Origin of the sequence: Micromonospora sp. NPDC050795 (assembly GCF_044456785.1) — a bacterium.
Taxonomy (GTDB): Bacteria; Actinomycetota; Actinomycetes; order Mycobacteriales; family Micromonosporaceae; genus Micromonospora.
In genome coordinates, this window is the sequence record NZ_JBITGE010000038.1 from 42,780 (window position 1) to 62,002 (window position 19,223).

The 19,223-nt window shown below is 70.5% G+C and carries 13 protein-coding genes and 1 pseudogene; 10 read left to right on the forward strand and 4 right to left on the reverse strand.

The window, feature by feature from the left end; translation table 11 throughout:
- The first annotated feature begins 26 nt into the window (after positions 1-26).
- Positions 27-1,550, forward strand: coding sequence for a flotillin family protein (locus ACIBEF_RS27220; RefSeq protein ID WP_396796011.1), 1,524 nt, complete (start codon positions 27-29; stop codon positions 1,548-1,550).
- Positions 1,551-1,675: 125 nt separating this feature from the next.
- Here the strand turns inward: ACIBEF_RS27220 and ACIBEF_RS27225 are convergent, their stop codons facing one another.
- On the reverse strand, positions 1,676-3,754 hold the full coding sequence (locus ACIBEF_RS27225) for a S8 family serine peptidase (RefSeq protein ID WP_396796012.1): 2,079 nt from the start codon (positions 3,752-3,754) through the stop codon (positions 1,676-1,678).
- 233 nt (positions 3,755-3,987) lie between these two features.
- On the reverse strand, positions 3,988-5,448 hold the full coding sequence (locus tag ACIBEF_RS27230) for a CCA tRNA nucleotidyltransferase (protein WP_396796014.1): 1,461 nt from the start codon (positions 5,446-5,448) through the stop codon (positions 3,988-3,990).
- A 125-nt stretch (positions 5,449-5,573) separates the two neighbouring features.
- On the opposite strand from ACIBEF_RS27230, the gene murJ reads away from it, so the two are divergent.
- From murJ to ACIBEF_RS27265, 7 genes are all read left to right on the forward strand, one after another.
- Entirely contained in the window at positions 5,574-7,313 is a 1,740-nt protein-coding gene (gene murJ / locus ACIBEF_RS27235) for a murein biosynthesis integral membrane protein MurJ (RefSeq protein WP_396796015.1), read from the forward strand.
- A 445-nt stretch (positions 7,314-7,758) separates the two neighbouring features.
- Positions 7,759-9,366: a protein kinase family protein gene (locus tag ACIBEF_RS27240; protein ID WP_396796016.1), complete on the forward strand. Its 1,608-nt coding sequence runs from the start codon at positions 7,759-7,761 to the stop codon at positions 9,364-9,366.
- A gap of 43 nt (positions 9,367-9,409) precedes the next feature.
- Positions 9,410-10,126, forward strand: a complete 717-nt coding sequence (gene sigM / locus ACIBEF_RS27245) for an RNA polymerase sigma factor SigM (protein ID WP_357205160.1) — start codon at positions 9,410-9,412, stop codon at positions 10,124-10,126.
- Complete coding sequence (locus tag ACIBEF_RS27250) at positions 10,123-11,109, forward strand: hypothetical protein (protein WP_396796017.1); 987 nt, start codon at positions 10,123-10,125, stop codon at positions 11,107-11,109. The genes sigM and ACIBEF_RS27250 overlap by 4 nt, the downstream gene beginning before the upstream one ends.
- Before the next feature lie 183 nt (positions 11,110-11,292).
- The gene (gene trxB, locus ACIBEF_RS27255) at positions 11,293-12,243 is read left to right on the forward strand and encodes a thioredoxin-disulfide reductase (RefSeq protein ID WP_396796018.1); all 951 of its coding nucleotides are present in this window, start codon (positions 11,293-11,295) and stop codon (positions 12,241-12,243) included.
- A gap of 31 nt (positions 12,244-12,274) precedes the next feature.
- Entirely contained in the window at positions 12,275-12,598 is a 324-nt protein-coding gene (gene trxA / locus ACIBEF_RS27260; protein ID WP_030331849.1) for a thioredoxin, read from the forward strand.
- A 172-nt stretch (positions 12,599-12,770) separates the two neighbouring features.
- Positions 12,771-13,934, forward strand: a complete 1,164-nt coding sequence (locus ACIBEF_RS27265) for an N-acetylmuramoyl-L-alanine amidase (RefSeq protein ID WP_396796020.1) — start codon at positions 12,771-12,773, stop codon at positions 13,932-13,934.
- A gap of 11 nt (positions 13,935-13,945) precedes the next feature.
- Here the strand turns inward: ACIBEF_RS27265 and ACIBEF_RS27270 are convergent, their stop codons facing one another.
- On the reverse strand, positions 13,946-14,611 hold the full coding sequence (locus ACIBEF_RS27270) for a GNAT family N-acetyltransferase (protein ID WP_355004547.1): 666 nt from the start codon (positions 14,609-14,611) through the stop codon (positions 13,946-13,948).
- A gap of 295 nt (positions 14,612-14,906) precedes the next feature.
- Here ACIBEF_RS27270 and ACIBEF_RS27275 point away from each other — a divergent pair, with 295 nt between their 5' ends.
- On the forward strand, positions 14,907-16,220 hold the full coding sequence (locus tag ACIBEF_RS27275; protein ID WP_357205150.1) for a PLP-dependent aminotransferase family protein: 1,314 nt from the start codon (positions 14,907-14,909) through the stop codon (positions 16,218-16,220).
- 7 nt (positions 16,221-16,227) lie between these two features.
- Positions 16,228-17,229: a D-alanine--D-alanine ligase gene (locus tag ACIBEF_RS27280; RefSeq protein WP_357226049.1), complete on the forward strand. Its 1,002-nt coding sequence runs from the start codon at positions 16,228-16,230 to the stop codon at positions 17,227-17,229.
- 594 nt (positions 17,230-17,823) lie between these two features.
- Here the strand turns inward: ACIBEF_RS27280 and ACIBEF_RS27285 are convergent.
- Positions 17,824-18,624, reverse strand: a pseudogene (locus tag ACIBEF_RS27285) (hypothetical protein); the annotation flags it as partial.
- Positions 18,625-19,223 lie beyond the last annotated feature (599 nt).

Consider the following 19,223-nt stretch of genomic DNA (forward strand, 5'->3'; position numbering starts at 1 on the left):
TCCCCCTCACAGACGGGACTCTTTATATGGCCCTACTCATCGCCATCGGTGGCGCGGTCCTCCTCGTGCTCATCCTGGTGCTCTTCGTGCTCTCCCGGATCAAGGTCGCCGGTCCGAACGAGGCGTTCATCGTCACCGGTCGCAAGGGCCGCACCACCCAGACCGCCGACGGCGGGCGGTCCACCGACACCTCCGGTCAGAAGGTCGTGCTGGGCGCCTCGGTGTTCGTGCTGCCAGTGGTGCAGAAGCTCCAGTCGCTCGACCTGTCCAGCCGGCGGATCGACGTCGGCATCCGGGGCGCGGTCAGCAAGCAGGGCATCCGCGCCGACCTGCACGGCGTGGCGATCGTCAAGGTCGGCGGGACCGAGGACGCGATCCGGGCCGCCGCCCAGCGGTTCCTGCACCAGCAGGACGAGATCGACAACTTCACTCGGGAGGTGCTGGCCGGCGCGCTGCGCTCGATCGTCGGCCGGCTCAACGTCGAGGAGGTCATCCGGGACCGGGCGGCGTTTGCCAGCGCCGTGGCCGAAGAGGCCGAGCACTCGATGACCAACCAGGGTCTGGTGCTGGACACCTTCCAGCTCCAGGACATCCTCGCCGAGGGCTCCTACCTGCAGGACCTGGGTCGACCCGAGGCCGCCCGGGTGCTCAAGGACGCGGCGATCGCCGAGGCGCGGGCCCGCCAGCAGGCCGAGCAGGAGCGCCTGCTCGCCGAGGAGGCCATCGCCGAGGCAAACCGGAACCTGGCCCTCAAGCAGGCCGGCATCCAGGCCGAGATCGACGCGGCGAAGGCGAAGTCCGCGGCGGCCGGACCGCTCGCCCAGGCCGAGCGGGACCAGGCGATCCTCTCCGAGCAGCAGAAGGTGGCCGAGCGCAACGCCGAACTCAAGCAGCGCCAACTCGACACCGAGGTTCGCAAGCCGGCCGATGCCGCCCGGTACAAGGTGGAGCAGGAGGCCGAGGCTTCCCGCAACGCGGCGGTGCTGCACGCCGACGCGCAGCGCCAGGCCGTCATCGCCGCGGCGCAGGCCTCCGCCGAGCAGGCCCGCCTCACCGGTGAGGGTGAGCGGGCCCGCCGGGCCGCGCTCGCCGAGGCCAACGCCATCGAGGGCGCCAAGGAGGGTGAGGCCGAGCAGCGGCGACGCTCCGCCATCGCCGAGGCGGTGGAGCGGGAGGGCCAGGCCGAGGCCGCGGCCATCCTCGCCAAGGGTGAGGCCGAGGCCGACGCGATGGCGCGCAAGGCCGAGGCGTTCGCCGCGTACGGAGAGGCGGCCGTGCTCGACCTGCTGGTCAAGGTGCTGCCGCAGGTCGTCGAGGCGGCCAGCGCGCCGATCGGGGCGATCGACAAGATGACCGTGATTTCCACCGACGGCGCGTCGTCGCTCACCAGGTCGGTGGCCGGCAACGTGGCCCAGGGCCTCCAGCTCGGCAGCGATCTCACCGGGATCGACCTGCCCGGCCTGCTGGCACGGCTCGGTGCCGGACGGGGCGACGCCACCGCGCCGGTCACCGGGGGCGGGACTGTGGACGGCAGCACCGTCTCGCGCTGAGCGCGCAGAACCGGCCGACAGTCAGGGCTCTGCCCGGCACGGATCTACCCACCAACGGCCGGCGCCCGCCGGCACCGCCTCCCGAGGGAGAGGTGCCGGCGGGCGCCGGTGATTCGGTGGCTGATTCAGGCGAGGCCCAGGACGAAGCGCTCGCCCGCCGAAAGGCCGAAGTCCTCGCTCCAGAAGTCGAAGTCCTTGTTCGGGACCAGCTGGCTGGTGCCGGCACTGCCGGCGCTGACCGCCTGCCCGTCGACGTTCGCGTAGATCCAGCCCGACCCGTCCGTGGCCCCGACACCCCGGTGCCAGAAGGTGAAGGCCTCCCAGGCATTGATTCCGGCGGCCGAGGCAACCATCGGCTTCGATCCAGCGGAGGTCGCCGAGACGAACTTGCCGTTGGCCAGCGAACGCAGGCCGAAGTAGCCGTAGTAGTCCAGGTCGTACAGTTCGAACTTCTCCCAGGTGCTGACCTTCGTGGCCACCGGGATCAGCGGCTTGCTGCCGGCACCGTCAGCGGAGACGTACTTGCCGCTGGCGGAGGACTTGAAGCTGACGATCAGGTTCGTCTCGAGGTCGAACTTCTCCCAGGTGCTGGCGTTCGTCGCGCTGGCAATCAGCGGACCACCGTTGCTGGGGGCACTGACGTACTTGTTGTTGACAGTGGCCCTCAGGCTCACGGTGCCGTCGATGTTGTGAACAAGCTGGAACCTCTCCCAGGTGCTCACCGATGCGGCAGCGGCGATCAGTGGCTTGCTGCCGGCACCGTTGGCGCTGACGTACTTACCGTTGACGTTCGCCCGCAGTGCGACCAGGCCGTTGCCGGCGTCGACGATGTCGAGCTTCTCCCAGCCGCCCAGCACCGGGCCGGCGGCGGCCAGAGGCTTGCTGCCCGCACCGTCAGCCGAGACGAAATAGCCGTTGGAACGCGCCAGCAGACCGTGCGCGGTGCGCGCGGGAGTTAGGGCCGACGCGACGTTGAGCAGACGGTCCACCCCGCCCTGCGGGTTCAACACCGCGCCAGCGAGCCCCCGGGTCACGATCGCGTTGCGCACCTGCGTCGGGGACCACGTCGGGTTCGACTGAAGCAGCAGCGCAGCGGCGCCGGCCACGTGCGGAGACGCCATCGAGGTCCCGCTGAAGGCCACCGATCCGTTGGTGGTCCCGCTTGCCGCCGAGACGATGTCCACGCCCGGAGCCCAGACGTCGACACACGGACCGTAGTTCGAATCGAAGTACTCGGTCGAGGCCCGACGGTCGAACCTGTCGGTGGCTCCGACGGTGATCGCCGCCGACACCTGGGCAGGGGTGTAGTAGCAGGCATCGTCCGCTTCGTTGCCGGCGGCCACCGCGTAGGTGAGACCGGTGGCGATGGAGTTGCTGACCGCCATGGAGATCGCCGGGTAGTCCGGGTTCTCCGGCCCGCCGAGGCTCATGTTGACCACGGCTGGCTTCTGCGCGTTGGCGGTCACCCAGTCGATCCCGGCCACGACTTCCTCGGTGGTGCCAGCACCATCGCAGTCGAGGACCCGGACGGCGACCAGGCTCACGTCCTTGGCCACGCCGTACTTCGTGCCGCCGACGGTGCCCGCCACGTGCGTGCCGTGACCGTGGCAGTCCTGCGCCACATTGTCCCGCTCGATCGCGTCGTAGCCGTTGGAGGCACGGCCACCGAAATCGCTGTGACTGATGTCGATGCCGGTGTCGACGATGTACGCCTTCACCCCGGCACCGGTGTTGGGGTACGTGTAGCTGCCATTCGGCTTGGGCGAGACCTGATCGATCCGGTCCAGGCCCCAGGAGGGAGGCGAGCTCTGCGTTCCGCTCGTGTGCACGCGGGTCACCGGCTCCACGGATGCGACATCCGGGTCGGCGGCCAGCCGGCCGGCCTGCTTCGCGGTCATGGCGGCGGAGTAGCCGTTGACGGCGCTGCCGTACAGCCGGCGGACGCTGCCGCCGTTCTCCTTGGCCAGAGCCGAAGCAGCGGCCTTGATCTTGGCGGGCGTGGTCTTCTTGCCCTTGAGGACCACGATGTAGCGACCCGGTACGACCTCCGCGGGCTTGGCCTTGGCCAACCGGCCGTCCGCCTTGGGGGCGGTCAACTTGCTGGCGGGCTTCGGGGCCAACGGAGCGGTCGGTTCGGCCATGGCGGCCCCACCGGTCGCAGCGGTGACGATGATGGTTGCGGAGGCGAGAGCAACGCTCGCCACCGCCGAGCGGCGTATTACGCCACGGCGTTTCACTAGGTGTTCTCCCCGTTTGATCGTCGCCCGTCCAATCCGGACGGCCGGACGGGCGGTGGGGTCGGCGGCGGTGTCGATGCACCGGTAGCCGACGGACGCCCAGACATCATGGACGACGATGAAAGCGCTACACCTCAGCCATTCGGTCGATCCGCTCGCGTTTCGTCGTCGACCGGACAGCTGCGCATCCGTGGAGCGCGTTAGCCGAGGATGCCCTCGGCGCGGGCCCAGCGCAGCAGCTCCGCCTCGGCGGCGTCGCGGTCCAGCGGACCCTGCTCGAGGCGTTGCTCCTTGAGGTGCTTCCAGGCCCGCCCGACCACCGGCCCCGGCGGTACGCCGAGCAGCTCCATGATCGCGTTGCCGTCCAGGTCGGGTCGAACCCGCGCCAGGTCCTCCTCGGCCGCGATCCGCGCGATCCGATCCTCCAGCGCGTCGTAGTCCGCCGCGAGCTGCGCGGCCTTGCGCCGGTTGCGGGTCGTGCAGTCGGAGCGGGTCAGCTTGTGCAGTCGGGGCAGCAGGTCACCGGCGTCGGCGACGTATCGGCGCACCGCCGAGTCGGTCCACTCGCCCCGCCCGTACCCGTAGAAGCGCAGGTGCAGCGCGACCAGCGCGGTCACCTGCGCGGTGACGTCCTTGGGGTAGCGCATCGCCTTCATCCGGGCCTTGGTCAGCCGGGCGCCGACCACCTCGTGGTGGTGGAAGCTGACCCGGCCGTCGGACCCGACCGCCTTCGTCGCCGGCTTGCCCACGTCGTGTAGGAGGGCGGCCATCCGCAGGATGAAGTCGCAGCCCTCCTCCTCGTAGGAGACCGCGTTCTCGACGACGGTCAACGTGTGCTCGTAGACGTCCTTGTGCTGGGCGTGCTCGTCGATCTCCAGCTTCAGCCCGGTCAGCTCCGGCAGGAACTGCTCGGCCAGCCCGGTGTCGACCAGCAGCCGCAGCCCGGTGATCGGGTCCGCGCCGCAGAGCAGCTTGGTGAACTCGTCGCGGATCCGCTCGGCGGTGATCCGGTCCAGGTCGGCGGCCATCTCGGTCATCGCCAGGTGCACGTCCGGGTGCACGGCGAAACGCAGCTGGGCGGCGAACCGGGCGGCCCGCAGCATCCGCAGCGGGTCGTCGCCGAACGACTCACCAGGCGTGCTCGGAGTACGGATCACCTTCGCCGAGAGATCGTCCAGCCCACCGTGCGGGTCGGTGAACCGGTGGTCCGGCAGGCTGACCGCCATCGCGTTGATCGTGAAGTCGCGCCGCTTCAGGTCCTCGTCGAGGCTGGTGCCGTACACGACCACGGGGTTGCGGCTGACCTGGTCGTACGACTCGGCGCGGAAGGTGGTGATCTCCAGTCGGAGGCCGTCGCGCTGAGCGCCGATGGTGCCGAACTCCCGACCGGTCTCCCAGATCGACTCGGCCCAGCCCTTGATGATCCGCAGGGTCTCGTCGGGGTGCGCGTCGGTGCAGAAGTCGAGGTCGTCCCCGAGTCGACCGAGCAGGGCATCTCGTACCGAACCGCCCACCAGGTGCAACTCGTGACCGGCGCGGACGAAGCGGCGGCCCAACTCGTCGGCGACCGGAGACACCCGGAGCAGTTCGGCGACGGCGTTGCGCTGCGCGGCGGTGAGTTCGCGGCGGTCGGCGGCGTGAGGAGCGGAGGCTTCGGACATGGGATCGCCAGCTTATCGGGCCCAGGTGTGATCCGATCCGCCGGGCGCGGGTAACGGGTGGGGGTTGACTATGGTCTTGGCGTGCGGGTCGGTGTCCGACCCGACGTACCCCTGGGAGGCTGGAGATGAGCGGCGGGCTCTACCGCAGCGCCAACGCCACGCCGGACGGTAACGTGCCGCCGGCTGACGGGGCGGTCTTCATCTCCGCGGAGCCGCTGAACCAGCCTGCGGTGGAGGCGACGGCACCCCCACCCGAGGTCGTCGGCGAGACCAGCGCCGCCGCTAACAGCGCGATCATGGCCGTGGGCAGTCTGGTGAGCCGGGGCACCGGCTTCATCCGGAACCTGATGATCGGCGCCGCCCTCGGCAACCTGATCGGCAACGCCTACACGACCGCCATCTTCCTCCCCAACCAGGTGTACGAGTTCCTGCTCGGCGGCGTGCTGACCAGTGTGCTGATCCCGGTGCTGGTCCGTCGGCGCAAGAGCGACGCGGACCGGGGCGAGGCGTACGCCCAACGGTTGCTCAGCCTCGCGGTGCTGGCGCTGGCGGTGGCGGCCCTGATCGCCGTGGCGTCGGCGTCCTGGCTGACAGCCATCTACGCCAGCGGCAAGGACGAGGCCTACACCACACTGATCACACGCCTGTCGTGGCTGATCCTGCCGATGCTGTTCTTCACCGGCGTCAGCGCGTTGATCGCAGCGGTGCTGAACACCAGGGGTCACTTCGCCGCGCCGATGTGGGCGCCCATCCTCAACAACCTGGTCGTGATCGGCGTCTTCGGTCTCTACATCCTGGTCTACGGGGCGAAGGGGCTGCAGCCGTCGGAGGTGGGCACCGGTCGGATCCTGCTGGTCGGTGGCGGTACCCTGCTCGGCGTGGCGGTGCAGACCGCCGGTCTCCTGCCGGCGCTGCGCAAGGTCGGCTTCCGGTGGCGGTGGCGGTTCGACTTCCGCGAGCTGGGGCTGCGCGAGCTGGCCAAGCTCGGGGCCTGGATGTTCTGCTACGTGGCGGTCAACCAGCTCGGCCTCTTCGTGGTGGTCAATCTCCTCACCCGGGCCGCGGGCACGGACCAGGCCGGCATCCTGATCTACAACAACGTCTTCCTGCTGCTGATGATGGCCCACGGCATCATCGCCGTCTCGATCATCACCGCGCTGATGCCCCGGATGGCAGCCGCCGCAGCCGACGGGCGGTTCCACGACGTCACCGCAGACCTTTCCCGGGGTGTCCGGATGGTGTCGGCGGTGCTCGCGCCGATCGCGGTCTGCTACGCGGTGCTGTCCATCCCGATCTCGGTGGTCGTCTTCCGGTACGGCGCGTTCAGCGCCGAGAACGCGTCAGCCACGTCCACCGTGCTGCTGTTCGCCGCGATCGCCCTGGTGCCGTTCGCGATCAGCCAGCTCTTCACCTTTGCCTTCTACGCCCTGCCGGACACCCGCACCCCGGCCCTGATCAACATTCCGGTGGTGGCGCTGCGGGTCGGCGTACAGATCGTGCTCTTCGCCGCGTTCGCCGCGCACTTCGCGGCGGCCGGGATGATGATCGGCAACGCGGTCTCCTACGTGGCGGCGGCGGTCGCGTCCGCCTGGTTGCTCCGGCCCCGGGTCGGCCGGATCGGCCTGGGCGTCATCATGCGTACCCTCGGCCGGGTCGTGGTCGCCGCACTCGGCGCGGCGCTGGTCGGGTGGTTGGTGACCACACTGCTGCCCGGCGGCGACGAGCCGAGCTGGTTCGAGGCGGCAACCCAACTCGTGGTCGGCGGCGTGGTGATCGGCGCGACCTATCTGGGTCTGGCCATGCTGCTCCGGATCGGGGAGATCACCGAGGTGGTCGGTATGGTTCGCCGCCGCCTTGGTCGCTGAAAGTCCGCATCCGATTACAACAAGTTGGCACTCATACGGAATGTGACTACGGATCACCAGGCTGGGGATGCGCCTGTGGATAACTCCGCGATTCGCCGGTCAACAGCCGCTTCGGCCTGTGGATAACCAACCGTACGGCTGAGGGTGGCAACCCGATCGGTGGGAACGTACGGGGCAACGCGAGCGCCACGCCAGCCCAGCCCCGGCGTCGGTCACTTGCGGTGAAGCCGTAGATTAGCTAGTACATGTGCCAGCAACGTGGCTAACAACGGTCGTAACCGGACGAGCTCTTCGACAGCCGGAACCCCGCCAGGTACGGCGGGAAGATGACATGTCGGAGAGACGGGCAACCCGGGTAAGGTCGCTCACGACGGGTACGGCAGGGGCCGACGCTGGGCGTCGACACCGGTCGGCCGGTTCCTTCAACGGCAGAGCGGGAAGCCACATGCCCAGCAGTTCGGGTTCATCGATCGACACGATCACCGAGGGAGGACGGGTGACCCAGGTCGGCGAGGGTCAGGAGGCAGACGAAAGCGCTCCTCCGGTCATGACCTTCGGTGCTCCCACGGCCGGTGAAGTCCTCGCCGAGCGGTACGAACTGGTTGAGCACATCAACAACGACAGCGCGGGTCGGCTGGTCTGGCGCGGGGTCGATGTCATCCTGCGCCGTCCCGTTGCCGTCGTGCTGCGTTACCCGGGTGGCGACTCCGCCACCGAGATGCTTCAGGCCGCCGTCGCGGCCAGCCGGGTCATCCACCCCAACCTGGTCGGCGTCTACGACGCGATCGACGAGGCCGACCGGGCGTACGTGGTGCGCGAGTGGGTCGACGGGCAGTCCCTGCGGGACCTGGCGACCGACGGCCCCCTGGACCCGGCTCGGGCCACCGCGATCGGCAACGCCGTCGCGAGCGCCCTCGCCGCGGTGCACGCCACCGGCATGGTGCACGGCAACGTCCACCCCGGCACCGTCATGATCAGCGACGAGGGTCGGGTGGTCCTGGCCGACGCACGCACCGACGGCGCCGACAGCCAGGAGAACGACATCCGGGCGGTCGGCGGGGTCCTCTACTTCGCGCTGACCGGCTCCTGGCCGCACGCCGAGGCGCCACTGAACGGCGCCACCGCCGGCCACGGCCGCGCCGCCATCCCGGATGCTGTTCGGGACGCCGGGGGTGCCATCGCGGCACCGCGCCAGGTCCGGGCGGGCGTTCCGGCGTACCTGGACGACCTGACCATGGACCTGCTCGACGCCGAGATCGCGCCGCCGTCCTCCGACGTGCTCGCCGCGGAGCTGGCGCGACTGGACGTGCCGGCCGAGGATGAGCACTACCTCGACAACAGCGGGCCGCTGCGGTTCGCCGCCGAAACCGGGGAAGAGCCGTCGCCGCTGGCCGCGGCCGGGGGTCGCAAGGTCGCCGTCGGCATCGCTGGTCTGCTGGCCGTCGCCCTGGTCGGTCTGCTCATCGGGATCATCGCGTTGGGCGGCGACGACGAGGACCCGCAGTCCAACCCGGTCGCCGCGCCGACCTCCAGTGCCCCGGCCGGCGACGCCACCCCGGCCGCCGCGGCGACGCGCAAGCTGACGGTGAAGGACGTCCGGATCATCGACCCGGACAGCAAGGACCGCAGCGAGGTCAAGGGCGCCGAGAAGGTCATCGACGGTGACGAGGACAAGGGCTGGGAGACGGAGACGTACGTCAACAAGCCCAACTTCGGCAACCTGAAGAAGGGCATGGGCGTCTGGATCGATCTCGGCGAGCCGCACACCGTCAAGTCGGTGCAGGCAGTGTTGTCGGCCACCAACGCGTCCGCTCAACTGCTCGCCGGCACGACGAACCCGCCGTCCAGCTCCAGCGGTGACAAGCAGTTGATCGCGAGCTACAAGACCCCCATCGGCCAGCCGTTCGAGGACCACGACGGCACCACGATGACGTTCAACGGCTTCGACGCCGACACGAAATACCAGTACCTGCTGTTCTGGATCACCGAATTGGCTCCGGTCGAGGGTGGGTTCAAGCTGGGGGTGCAGGAGATTACGGTCCAGGGGTCGTGAGCCGGGCGCCACGATCCGGGCATCGCACGCACTGGACGTGGTGATGGACGGGCGCGCGGCCGCGAGTGACCTGGAGCTGCTGCGCGCGCACGTCGCCGGAGATCGGGACGCCTTCGCCGAGTTGTTCCGCCGGCACCGGGACCGACTGTGGGCGGTGGCCCTGCGGACGCTCGGCGACCGCGAGGAGGCAGCCGACGCGCTCCAGGACGCCCTACTGTCGGCGCATCGGGCAGCGGCCCGGTTCCGTGGTGACTCAGCCGTCACCACCTGGCTGCACCGGATCGTGGTCAACGCCTGCCTGGACCGGATCCGACGTCGGCAGGCGCACCCCACAGTGCCGCTGCCGGACGGCAACCGGGCCGACGGCGGATCGGGCACCGGCGGGCTCGAACCGGCGGCGCCGGCCGCGGACCACGACACCGCGCTCGTGGTCCGCGAGGCGCTCGCCGCACTGCCCCTTGAGCAACGCGCCGCGCTGGTGCTCGTCGACGTCCAGGGTTATCCGGTCGCCGAGGTGGCACGCATCCTCGGCGTCGCCGAGGGGACGGTGAAGAGCCGGTGTGCCCGGGGCCGGGCCCGGCTGGCCGTGCTGCTCGGGCATCTCCGCCCCGCCGTCGTGGCGACGCCTTCGCACCGGCCGGACCCCACCGGCCCGAGCACAAGCGTGCCCGGCGTCACGCCGGGGAACCCAGGCCCGGTGGAGGGCGTCGGATCGGGGTCAGGCCGATACCGGCGGGACGCCAACCAGGAGGACACGTGACGACCGAGGGGTTCCGGGAGGTCGACGCCGACCTTCTCGCTGACTACCTCGGCGGGGCGTTGGACGGCACCCCGCAGCAGGACGAGGTCGCCCTCATGGTCTCCACCGACCCGTCCTGGGCCGAGGCGTACGCGCTGTTGGCCCCCGCCGTGGCCGAGGTGCGGACGGATCTGAGCCGCTGGGCCGAGCCGTCCCCGGAGATGCCGTCGGAGATCACCGACCGCCTCCTGGCCGCGTTGGCCGCCGCGAAGCCGACCAGCGACACCTCGACCGGGCAGACCGGCGATCCGGGCGTCGACACAGCCACGCCGTTCGTCGTACCGGCGCAGGGTGGAGTGGGTCGCCGACCGTCCGCTCCGACGCCCGCGGGGCGCTGGGCGTCCACCGGTCCGGGCCGCCGACGGCGCGGCTGGGCCCGCCGTGGCGCACCCGTGGCCGCCGCCGCGATCGCCGTCGTCGCCGTCGCGCTGGGCCTCAACCAGCTCTCGATGCGGGCGTCGGACGACTCCGGCGGCACCGCCATGAACCAGCCGGCCAGCGCGCCGGAGGGCGTCGCGGGGGCCGGGACGGCCCGCACCACCGGCCCGGCACTGCGCAGTGGTACGAACTACACCCCGCAGACCCTCGGGGACGCCCACGGCCCGGATGCTCCGGCTGCCAGCCGGGCGACCGGCAACACCCCGGGCGGGCAGCCGCACGTGGATGCCGAGGGCGGACGCCGTCCGTCTCCCGACGGGTCGGACCAGCTCGCCCGGCTCACCGACGAGGCCGCGCTGACCAGCTGCCTGGCCAGCGTCGCGGCGGAACACGGATCGGCCCCCCTGGTGGTCGAGGTGATCGACTACGCGCGGTTCCAGGGCGATCAGGCACTGGTCATCCACTTCACCGATGCGAACGGGGCCCGGTGGGCCTGGGTGAGCGGCCCGGAGTGCGGCGTGCCCGGGTCCGGCTCGGACAGCCGGTATTCGGCGCGGGTAGGGTGAATCCACGGTCGATGGCACGATGACCCCCCACGTGACCTGACCCACCGGATGCCCGGCTCGGGAATCCCCGGTTCGTACGATGACGTTCTGGAAGTCAGCTGCCGGCCCCACCCAGGCGTCGGCGACTCGGATCAGCATCGGTGCTCGCGCCGACGCCGAACACACACAACTCGGGAGACGGCAGTGGACGAGGTCCGCAACCTGATCATCATCGGCTCCGGGCCGGCCGGCTACACAGCGGCGGTCTACGCCGCACGTGCCAACCTGAAGCCGCTGATCATTGAGGGCGTGCAGTCCGGTGGCGCGCTGATGACCACGACCGAGGTGGAAAACTTCCCCGGCTTCGCCGACGGCATCCTCGGCCCCGAGCTGATGGACAACATGCGCAAGCAGGCCGAGCGGTTCGGCGCCGAGTTCCTCACCGACGACGTGACCCGAGTCGAACTGGTGGACACCGGCGACGCCGGCTCCGGCGCGGTGAGCACCGTCTGGGTTGGCGAGACCGCCTACCGGGCGCGATCCATCATCCTCTCCACCGGTTCGGCCTGGCGTCCGCTGGGCGTGCCCGGTGAGCAGGAATTCCTGGGCCACGGCGTCTCCGCGTGTGCCACCTGTGACGGCTTCTTCTTCCGCAACCAGCAGATCGTGGTGGTCGGCGGCGGCGACTCGGCGATGGAGGAGGCCACCTTCCTCACCCGCTTCGCGGAGTCGGTGACCATCATCCACCGCCGCGACTCGTTCCGGGCCAGCAAGATCATGGCCGACCGGGCGCTGAGCAACGAGAAGATCAAGGTCGAGTGGAACAGCACCGTCGAGGAGATCCTCGGCGACGACGGCAAGGTCACCGGCGTACGCGTCCGTAACGTGCACACCGGCGAGACAAAGGTGATGGACGTGACAGGCGTCTTCGTCGCCATCGGTCACGACCCTCGCAGCGAGCTGTTCCAGGGCCAGGTCGAGCTGGACGACGAGGGCTACGTGAAGGTCCACGCCCCGAGCACCCGCACCAACGTGCCAGGTGTCTTCGCCGCCGGCGACGTGGTCGACCACACCTACCGTCAGGCGATCACCGCGGCCGGCACCGGTTGTGCCGCAGCGCTCGACGCCGAGCGGTTCATCGCGACGCTCAGCTGAAACAAGGAACACATCCCGGAGGAGGGGCATAGTGGGAACAACCAAGGCGGTCACCGACAAGAGCTTCGTCGCTGACGTGCTGCAGGCCGACAAGCCGGTGCTTGTGGACTTCTGGGCGGAGTGGTGCGGGCCGTGCCGCAAGGTGTCGCCGCTGCTCGAGGAGATCGCCCGGGAGATGGGTGACCAGGTCACCATCGTCAAGCTCAACATCGACGAGAACCCGGAGACCGCCCGGGCCTACCGGGTGATGTCGGTGCCGACCCTCACCGTCTTCAAGAACGGTCAGCCGGTGCAGTCGATCGCTGGCGCCAAGCCGAAGGGCGAGCTGGTCCGGCTCATCGAATCGGCCCTCTGAGCAGCAGAAACATCAACCGAACCCCGTACCCGCTCGTCGGGTGCGGGGTTCGGTGTCTTCCCAGGCCGTACCGTCGACGTATTTCCCGGCCCCAGCCACCTCGCCGCCCCGGAGCGCATAGCCTCAAGCCTGGGCCGCCCGGCCAGCGAGTGTCGTGCAGAGGGGGTCGTGCGTGCGTCCGATCCGACCCGGTGACCGGGGACCCGCGGTCACGGAGATCCGTACCATCCTGACCGGCCTCGACCTGCTGGCCGCCGCCGACCCGCACACCGACGAGTTCGACCTCGACACCGAGCGGGCGGTCCGCGCGTTCCAGCAGTCGCGGGGGCTCAGCGTGGACGGCCGGGTCGGCGCGGAAACCTGGCGCGCCCTGGATGCCGCCCGTTGGCGGCTCGGCGCCCGCACCCTCTACCACGCGGTTCCCGAACCGCTCACCGGCGAGGACGTCCGGTCGCTCCAGGAGCGACTGCTGGAGATGGGGTACGACACGGGCCGCGCGGACGCCATCTACGGTGTCCGGACGTCGCGGGCGCTGGCCCAGTTCCAGCGTGAGGTCGGGCTCACCCCCGACGGCTCCTGCGGCCCGCACACGATGAACGCGCTTCGCCGGATCGGCCGCAAGGTGGTCGGTGGCCGACCGCAGTGGCTCCGCGAATCCGACGCGATCCGTCAGTCCGGGCCGGCGCTGGTCGGCAAGACTGTCGTCATCGACCCGGGGCACGGGGGCACCGACCCCGGGATGGTGGTGCCTGACGGCTCACTGCGCTGGACCGAGGCGGACCTTGTGCACGACCTGGCCAGCCGACTGGAGGGACGCCTCGCCGCTACCGGGGTGCGGGTGCAGCTCACCCGGGGACCATCGCCCGACAGTTGCCTGCCGGACACCGACCGGGCCCTGCTCGCCAACTCGCTCGGCGCCGACGTGTTCATCTCGCTGCACCTGGACGGGCACGCCAACCCGGATGCGGAGGGCGTGGCGACCTACCATTACGGCACCGACAACGGGGTGACCTCGGCGACCGGTGAGCGCCTGGCCGGGCTCGTGCAGCGGGAGATCGTCGCCCGCACCGGGCTGCGGGACTGCCGCACCCACGCCAAGACGTGGGAGTTGCTACGACTGACGCGGATGCCCGCCGTCCGGGTCGAGGTCGGCTATCTCACCTCTCCGACGGACCGCGCCCACCTCGTCGACCCCCGGTTCCGGGATCGGGTGGTGGAGGCGATCGTGGCCGCTGTGCAGCGGATGTACTACCCGATCGAACGAGACGTCCCGACCGGATCGCTCGACGTCAGCGAACTGCGTGCCGTGGTGACCGCCGGCACCGTGGTGGACTGATCAGCCGGACGTCAGCCGTTGGTGGAGCGGGTGGCCGGGGCGGGACGGACCGGCCGGAGCAGGGTTTCCGGGCTCATCGACCCGAGCAACTTCTCCAGCGCGTACTCGACGTCGGACTTCCAGCTCAGCGCCGTACGCAGCTCAAGACGCAACCGGGGGAAGCGCGGATGCGGACGCACGGTCTTGAAGCCCACGGAGAGGAAGAAGTCGACGGGGGCCACGCAACCGCCGGCCGGGTCGTCCGCGTCGCCGAACTTGGCGTCGCCGAACGCCTCGATCGCCTTGATCCCACGCTTGGTGAGATCCCGGGCGACACCCTGCACCAGCATCCGACCCAGCCCGCCGCCCGAGAACGCGGCGACCACGTTGGCGGTCATCAACAGTGCCGCGTCCGCGGAGACCGGTGAGGTCGGGAACGCCATCGAACGGGGCACGTAGGCGGGCGGGGCGTACATCACGAAGCCGGCCGGCATGCCGTCGACGTACGCGAGCTTGCCGCAGGAGCCCCACTCCAGCAGCGTCTGGGAGACCCACGCCTCCTTCTCCAGGCCCGGATCGCCAGCGGCGCAGGCGCGCTCCGCGGAGACCGGATCGAGCTCCCAGTAGACGCACTGCCGGCACGGGCGCGGGAGGTCTTCCAACGTGTCGAGGGTCAGGCTGACCAGACGTCGCGACATATGGCGCATCCCCACAATAGGCTCGGTGGTGAGACCGGCATGGAACGACAGCGCCGCCTTCCTGCCCCCGACGAGCGATCGTACGCCGCCGATCGACGATACGGGAGGGGACGCGCGAATGCCCACCGCGACGGGGGACGCCGAGGACGGTCCGCGATGTGGTCGATCTGCTGCGGTACGGCGGCAGCACGACCCCGGCGGACTAGGATCGACAATCGGTGTGCCCGCCGCCATGGTCAGCGGTGTGCCGGGTACCCGGGGCGGGAGCCACTCGAGCAGCGATCGAGGTGAGGTCATGACCGGCACGACACTCGACGACTACACCGACCGGTATGCCCGGCGGGTACGCGGGATGACCGCCTCCGAGATCCGAGCATTGTTCGCGGTGGCCAGTCGTCCGGAGGTCGTCTCGCTCGCCGGTGGCGCACCGTACATCGCGGCCCTTCCGCTGGACGCGGTCGGCGAGATGCTCGGCCGGCTCGGTTCCGAGCACGGCGTGAGCACCCTTCAGTACGGCATCGGTCAGGGCACCCTCGAACTGCGCGAGCGGATCTGCGAGGTGATGTCGCTCTCCGGGATCGACGCCGCGTGCGGGGCCTCACCGGAGGACGTCGTCGTCACCGTGGGCGGGCAGCAGGCACTGGACCTGGTGGCCCGGCTCTTCCTCGACCCGGGTGACGTGGTGCTCGCCGAGGGGCCGACGTACGTCGGTGCGCTCGGCGTGTTTCAGGCCGCCCAGGCGCAGGTCGTCCACGTACCGATGGATGCGGACGGGCTGATCCCGGAGGCGCTGGAGACGGCCATCGCCGACCTGGCCCGTGCGGGCCAGCGGGTCAAGTTCCTCTACACGATCCCCACCTACCAGAACCCGACCGGCGTGACGCTCAGCGAGGAGCGCCGGGAACGGGTGCTCGACATCTGCGAGCGCGCCGGTCTGCTCGTCGTCGAGGACGACCCGTACGGCCAACTGGGGTTCGAGGGTGAGGCCCCGGCCCCCCTGCGGGCCCGCCGCCGCGACGGCGTCTTCTACCTCAGCACCTTCTCCAAGACCTTCGCCCCCGGGCTGCGGGTCGGCTGGATCCTGGCGCCGCACGCGGTCCGCGACAAACTGGTCATCGCCAGCGAGGCGCAGATCCTCTGCCCCAGCGGTTTCGCCCAGGCCGCGGTGGCCACCTACCTGAGCACGATGCCCTGGCGGCAGCAACTCAAGGTCTACCGCGAGGTCTACCGGGAACGCCGCGACGCCCTGCTCGACGCGATGGCCGACCTGATGCCCGAGGGCACCAGCTGGACCACCCCGGCCGGCGGTCTCTTCGTGTGGGCCAGCCTGCCCGACGGGCTCGACTCGAAGGCCATGATGCCGCGAGCGGTCGCCGCCCGGGTCGCCTACGTTCCCGGCACCGGCTTCTACGCCGACGGCACCGGCACCGACGCCATGCGGCTCAACTTCAGCTTCCCGCCGCCGGAGCGGATCCGCGAGGGCGTCCGCCGGCTGGCCGGGGTGATGGAGCAGGAGATCGCGATGCGCCGGGTCTTCGGTGCCGTGGGTGGTGCCGCCGGGCGACGCGGCCGGGCCGGCTCCGACGTGCCCGGGCCCGACTTGGCATGATGCCGGCATGGCTACGACCGCCGAGCACCTCCTCGTGACCGATTCCGCCATCTCGGCCGACCTGCGCGTCGTGGTGCTCGCCGGTGGGCTCTCCTACGAACGGGACGTGTCGCTGCGCTCCGGTCGCCGGGTGCTCGACGCGCTGCGCGCCGTCGGGGTGGAGGCCGAGCTGCGGGATGCGGACGTGGCGCTGCTGCCGGCGCTGGCGGCCGACCCGCCGGACGCGGTGGTGATCGCACTGCACGGCGCGACCGGCGAGGACGGCTCACTGCGCGGGGTGCTGGATCTGTGCGACGTCCCGTATGTCGGCTGCGACGCTCGGGCTTCCCGGGTCGCCTGGGACAAGCCCTCGGCCAAGGCGGTGCTCCGCGAGGCCGGCATCCCCACCCCCGACTGGGTGGCGCTCCCGCACGATCGTTTCTCCGAGCTCGGCGCGGTCGCCGTCCTGGACCGGATCGTCGACCGTCTGGGCGTACCCCTGATGGTGAAGCCGGCGCAGGGCGGGTCCGGGCTGGGCGGGGCGGTGGTCCGGGACGCCGCCGCACTGCCCGCCGCGATGGTCGGCTGCTTCGCTTACTACTCCACTGCGCTCGTGGAGCGGTACGTGCCGGGGATGGACGTGGCAGTCTCCGTCGTCGACCTGGGCGACGGCCCGCAGGCGCTGCCCCCGGTGGAGATCGTGCCGCGTAACGGCGTGTACGACTACGCCGCGCGCTACACCGCGGGCCGGACCACCTGGCACGCCCCCGCCCGGCTGGACCCTGAGGTGGCTGCCACTGTCGCTGACGTGGCCCTCGCCGCGCACACCGCGCTCGGTCTACGGGACCTCTCCCGCGTCGACGTGATCGTGGACGCGGACGGCCAGCCGCACGTGCTGGAGGTCAACGTCTCCCCGGGGATGACGGAGACGTCACTGCTTCCGCTCGCCGTGCAGGCGGCCGGGCTGGACTTCGGCCGACTCCTCGGCACCCTGGTCGCCCGAGCCGCTGCCCGCCTCACCAGGCACTGACCTACCCGCCAACCCGTTCGGCGGAGCGGACCACCCGCGGGACGACCATGAGGTTGGCCTGCCGAGGTCAACCTCATGGTCGGTTCCGGATCAGTGAGTCGCGCGTACGTCGGGAGTGCCGCTGCCGTCGGTGCGCACGGCCTCGCCCGGCGTGCCGGTGCTCTTCTCGGGGACGTTCCTGCTGACGGCTTCTTCGTTGGCCGGGTCGGACACTGCCGGGTTGGCGGATCCAGCCTCGTCGGCGCTTCCGCTGGCCGGGCCGACGTTGGCCCCGCCGGTGGGCTTCTCCGCCGAGCCGACGCCGTGAGGTCTGTCGGTGAGCTTCTCCGCCAGGCCGGCGCGGAGTCCGTCGGTGGCCGTCGTGGCAGCGCTGCCAGATGCCGCGCTGCCGGATGTTGCGGTGCCGGATGCCGCGCTGCCAGATGTTGCGCTGCCGGATGTTGCGCTGCCGGATGTTGCGGTGGTGGAGGCCCGGGTGCTGGCGGCCGGGACGCCGGGCAGGTCGGTGGCGGATGCCGTCCGAGCGGGTTCAGCCGCCGGGCTGTTGACCGTGCCCAACTGGGCGGGCTCAGCCGCGCGGTCGGTGACGGTGGGCGTCGTCGAGCCGGCAGCGGCGCCGGGGTCCACTACCGGTTCGGTCCGGGTGCCGCTGTCGGCGTCGGTCAGATCGGGAGTGGAGTCGAGGGGCGGTTCCGGGATCTCCTCTGCCGCCTCGATGACCGAGACGGCCTCCGTCCCGGCTGCTGCCGCTGAGGCAGCCTCCGCTGCGGCAGCGGCGTCCGCGGCGGCGGACTGGGCCAGCAGACTGGACGGCGCCTGCCACTGGATGCGGGGCGGCTCGGCGAGCGGGCGGCCACCGAACTCGGCGAGCCAGGCCGCGACGAGCGCCAGATTTTCCCGCCACTGCGCCTCGGAGATCGGCGGCAGGATCGAGTCCCACAGGGACAGGAACGTGCCCCGCAACTGAAGGCGGCCGTACGGGCGAGCGAGGAACCACATGTGCAGATGAGCCGAGCCGTCGCCCCAGCGATTGACGTGCACCCGTGCCACGCCGTCGAGCGACCGGATGGCCCGCTCCAGACGTACCGTCATCACCCCCAGCTCGGCAGCCAGCAGGTTCGGCAGGTCGCCGAGGTCGAGGTGGGTGCGCGATTCCAGGATGAGCACCATGGGCAGACCGGTGGGCCGGTCCATCGCGCGGACCCGCCACCGCTCGCCCACCCAGATGTAGGCGTCGTCGGGTGCGTTGCAGGCGGTGCATTCCCGGAGACCCTCGCCCTTCCGGGGCGGTTCGACCGGGACCGGATCATCGAGTTGCTTCACGTGGAGGTCACCCTCGAAGGGAAATGACGGCCACTGGGTGAAGTCCGGGACTGAGGGAGGGTTGTCGTGCACGACGCTGACCCTAACCGAGTCTGGCACCGCTGTCCCTACCTGATCGAGCGGTCCCGGGCCGCCGGATCGGTGCCCGCCGCCGGCCGGCTGCTCGTGCTCGCGCGGGCGCCGCGAGGCGATATCCACAGGCTGCCGAGATCCTGAACACAGGCCGTCATCCACAGGCCCACACCCGCTCCCACGCGCTGTTTCACGTGAAACGGGGGGTGCCTGTGGACAACCGGTGTGGATAACTTTTCGGCCAGTCGGTCGTTGTCCGCGAGCCTCCAGATCGGCGGGTTCGGCGGCCACCGGAGGACGGGATCGAACAGGCACCTTCGCCGCTTGACTAGTCACTCCGACCCCGGTTTTCGATCGGTGCCAGCGAGCCGCTATCTCTGTTTCACGTGAAACCGCGTGCCGTCGCCGAGGCGATCCGGGGGCGGGCTTGCGATTCTGGCCATCACCACCGACGCCGCGCGTACCCACGGCCGGCGGGCGCGTACCCGGCCTACCGCTCGTGCACCTAGACGAGTAAGTCCTAACGACCCCGGGGTGTGGGCATAGACGAAGGGTGTTGAAGATCTGTTTGTGACGACAGACCTCAACACCCTTCTGAC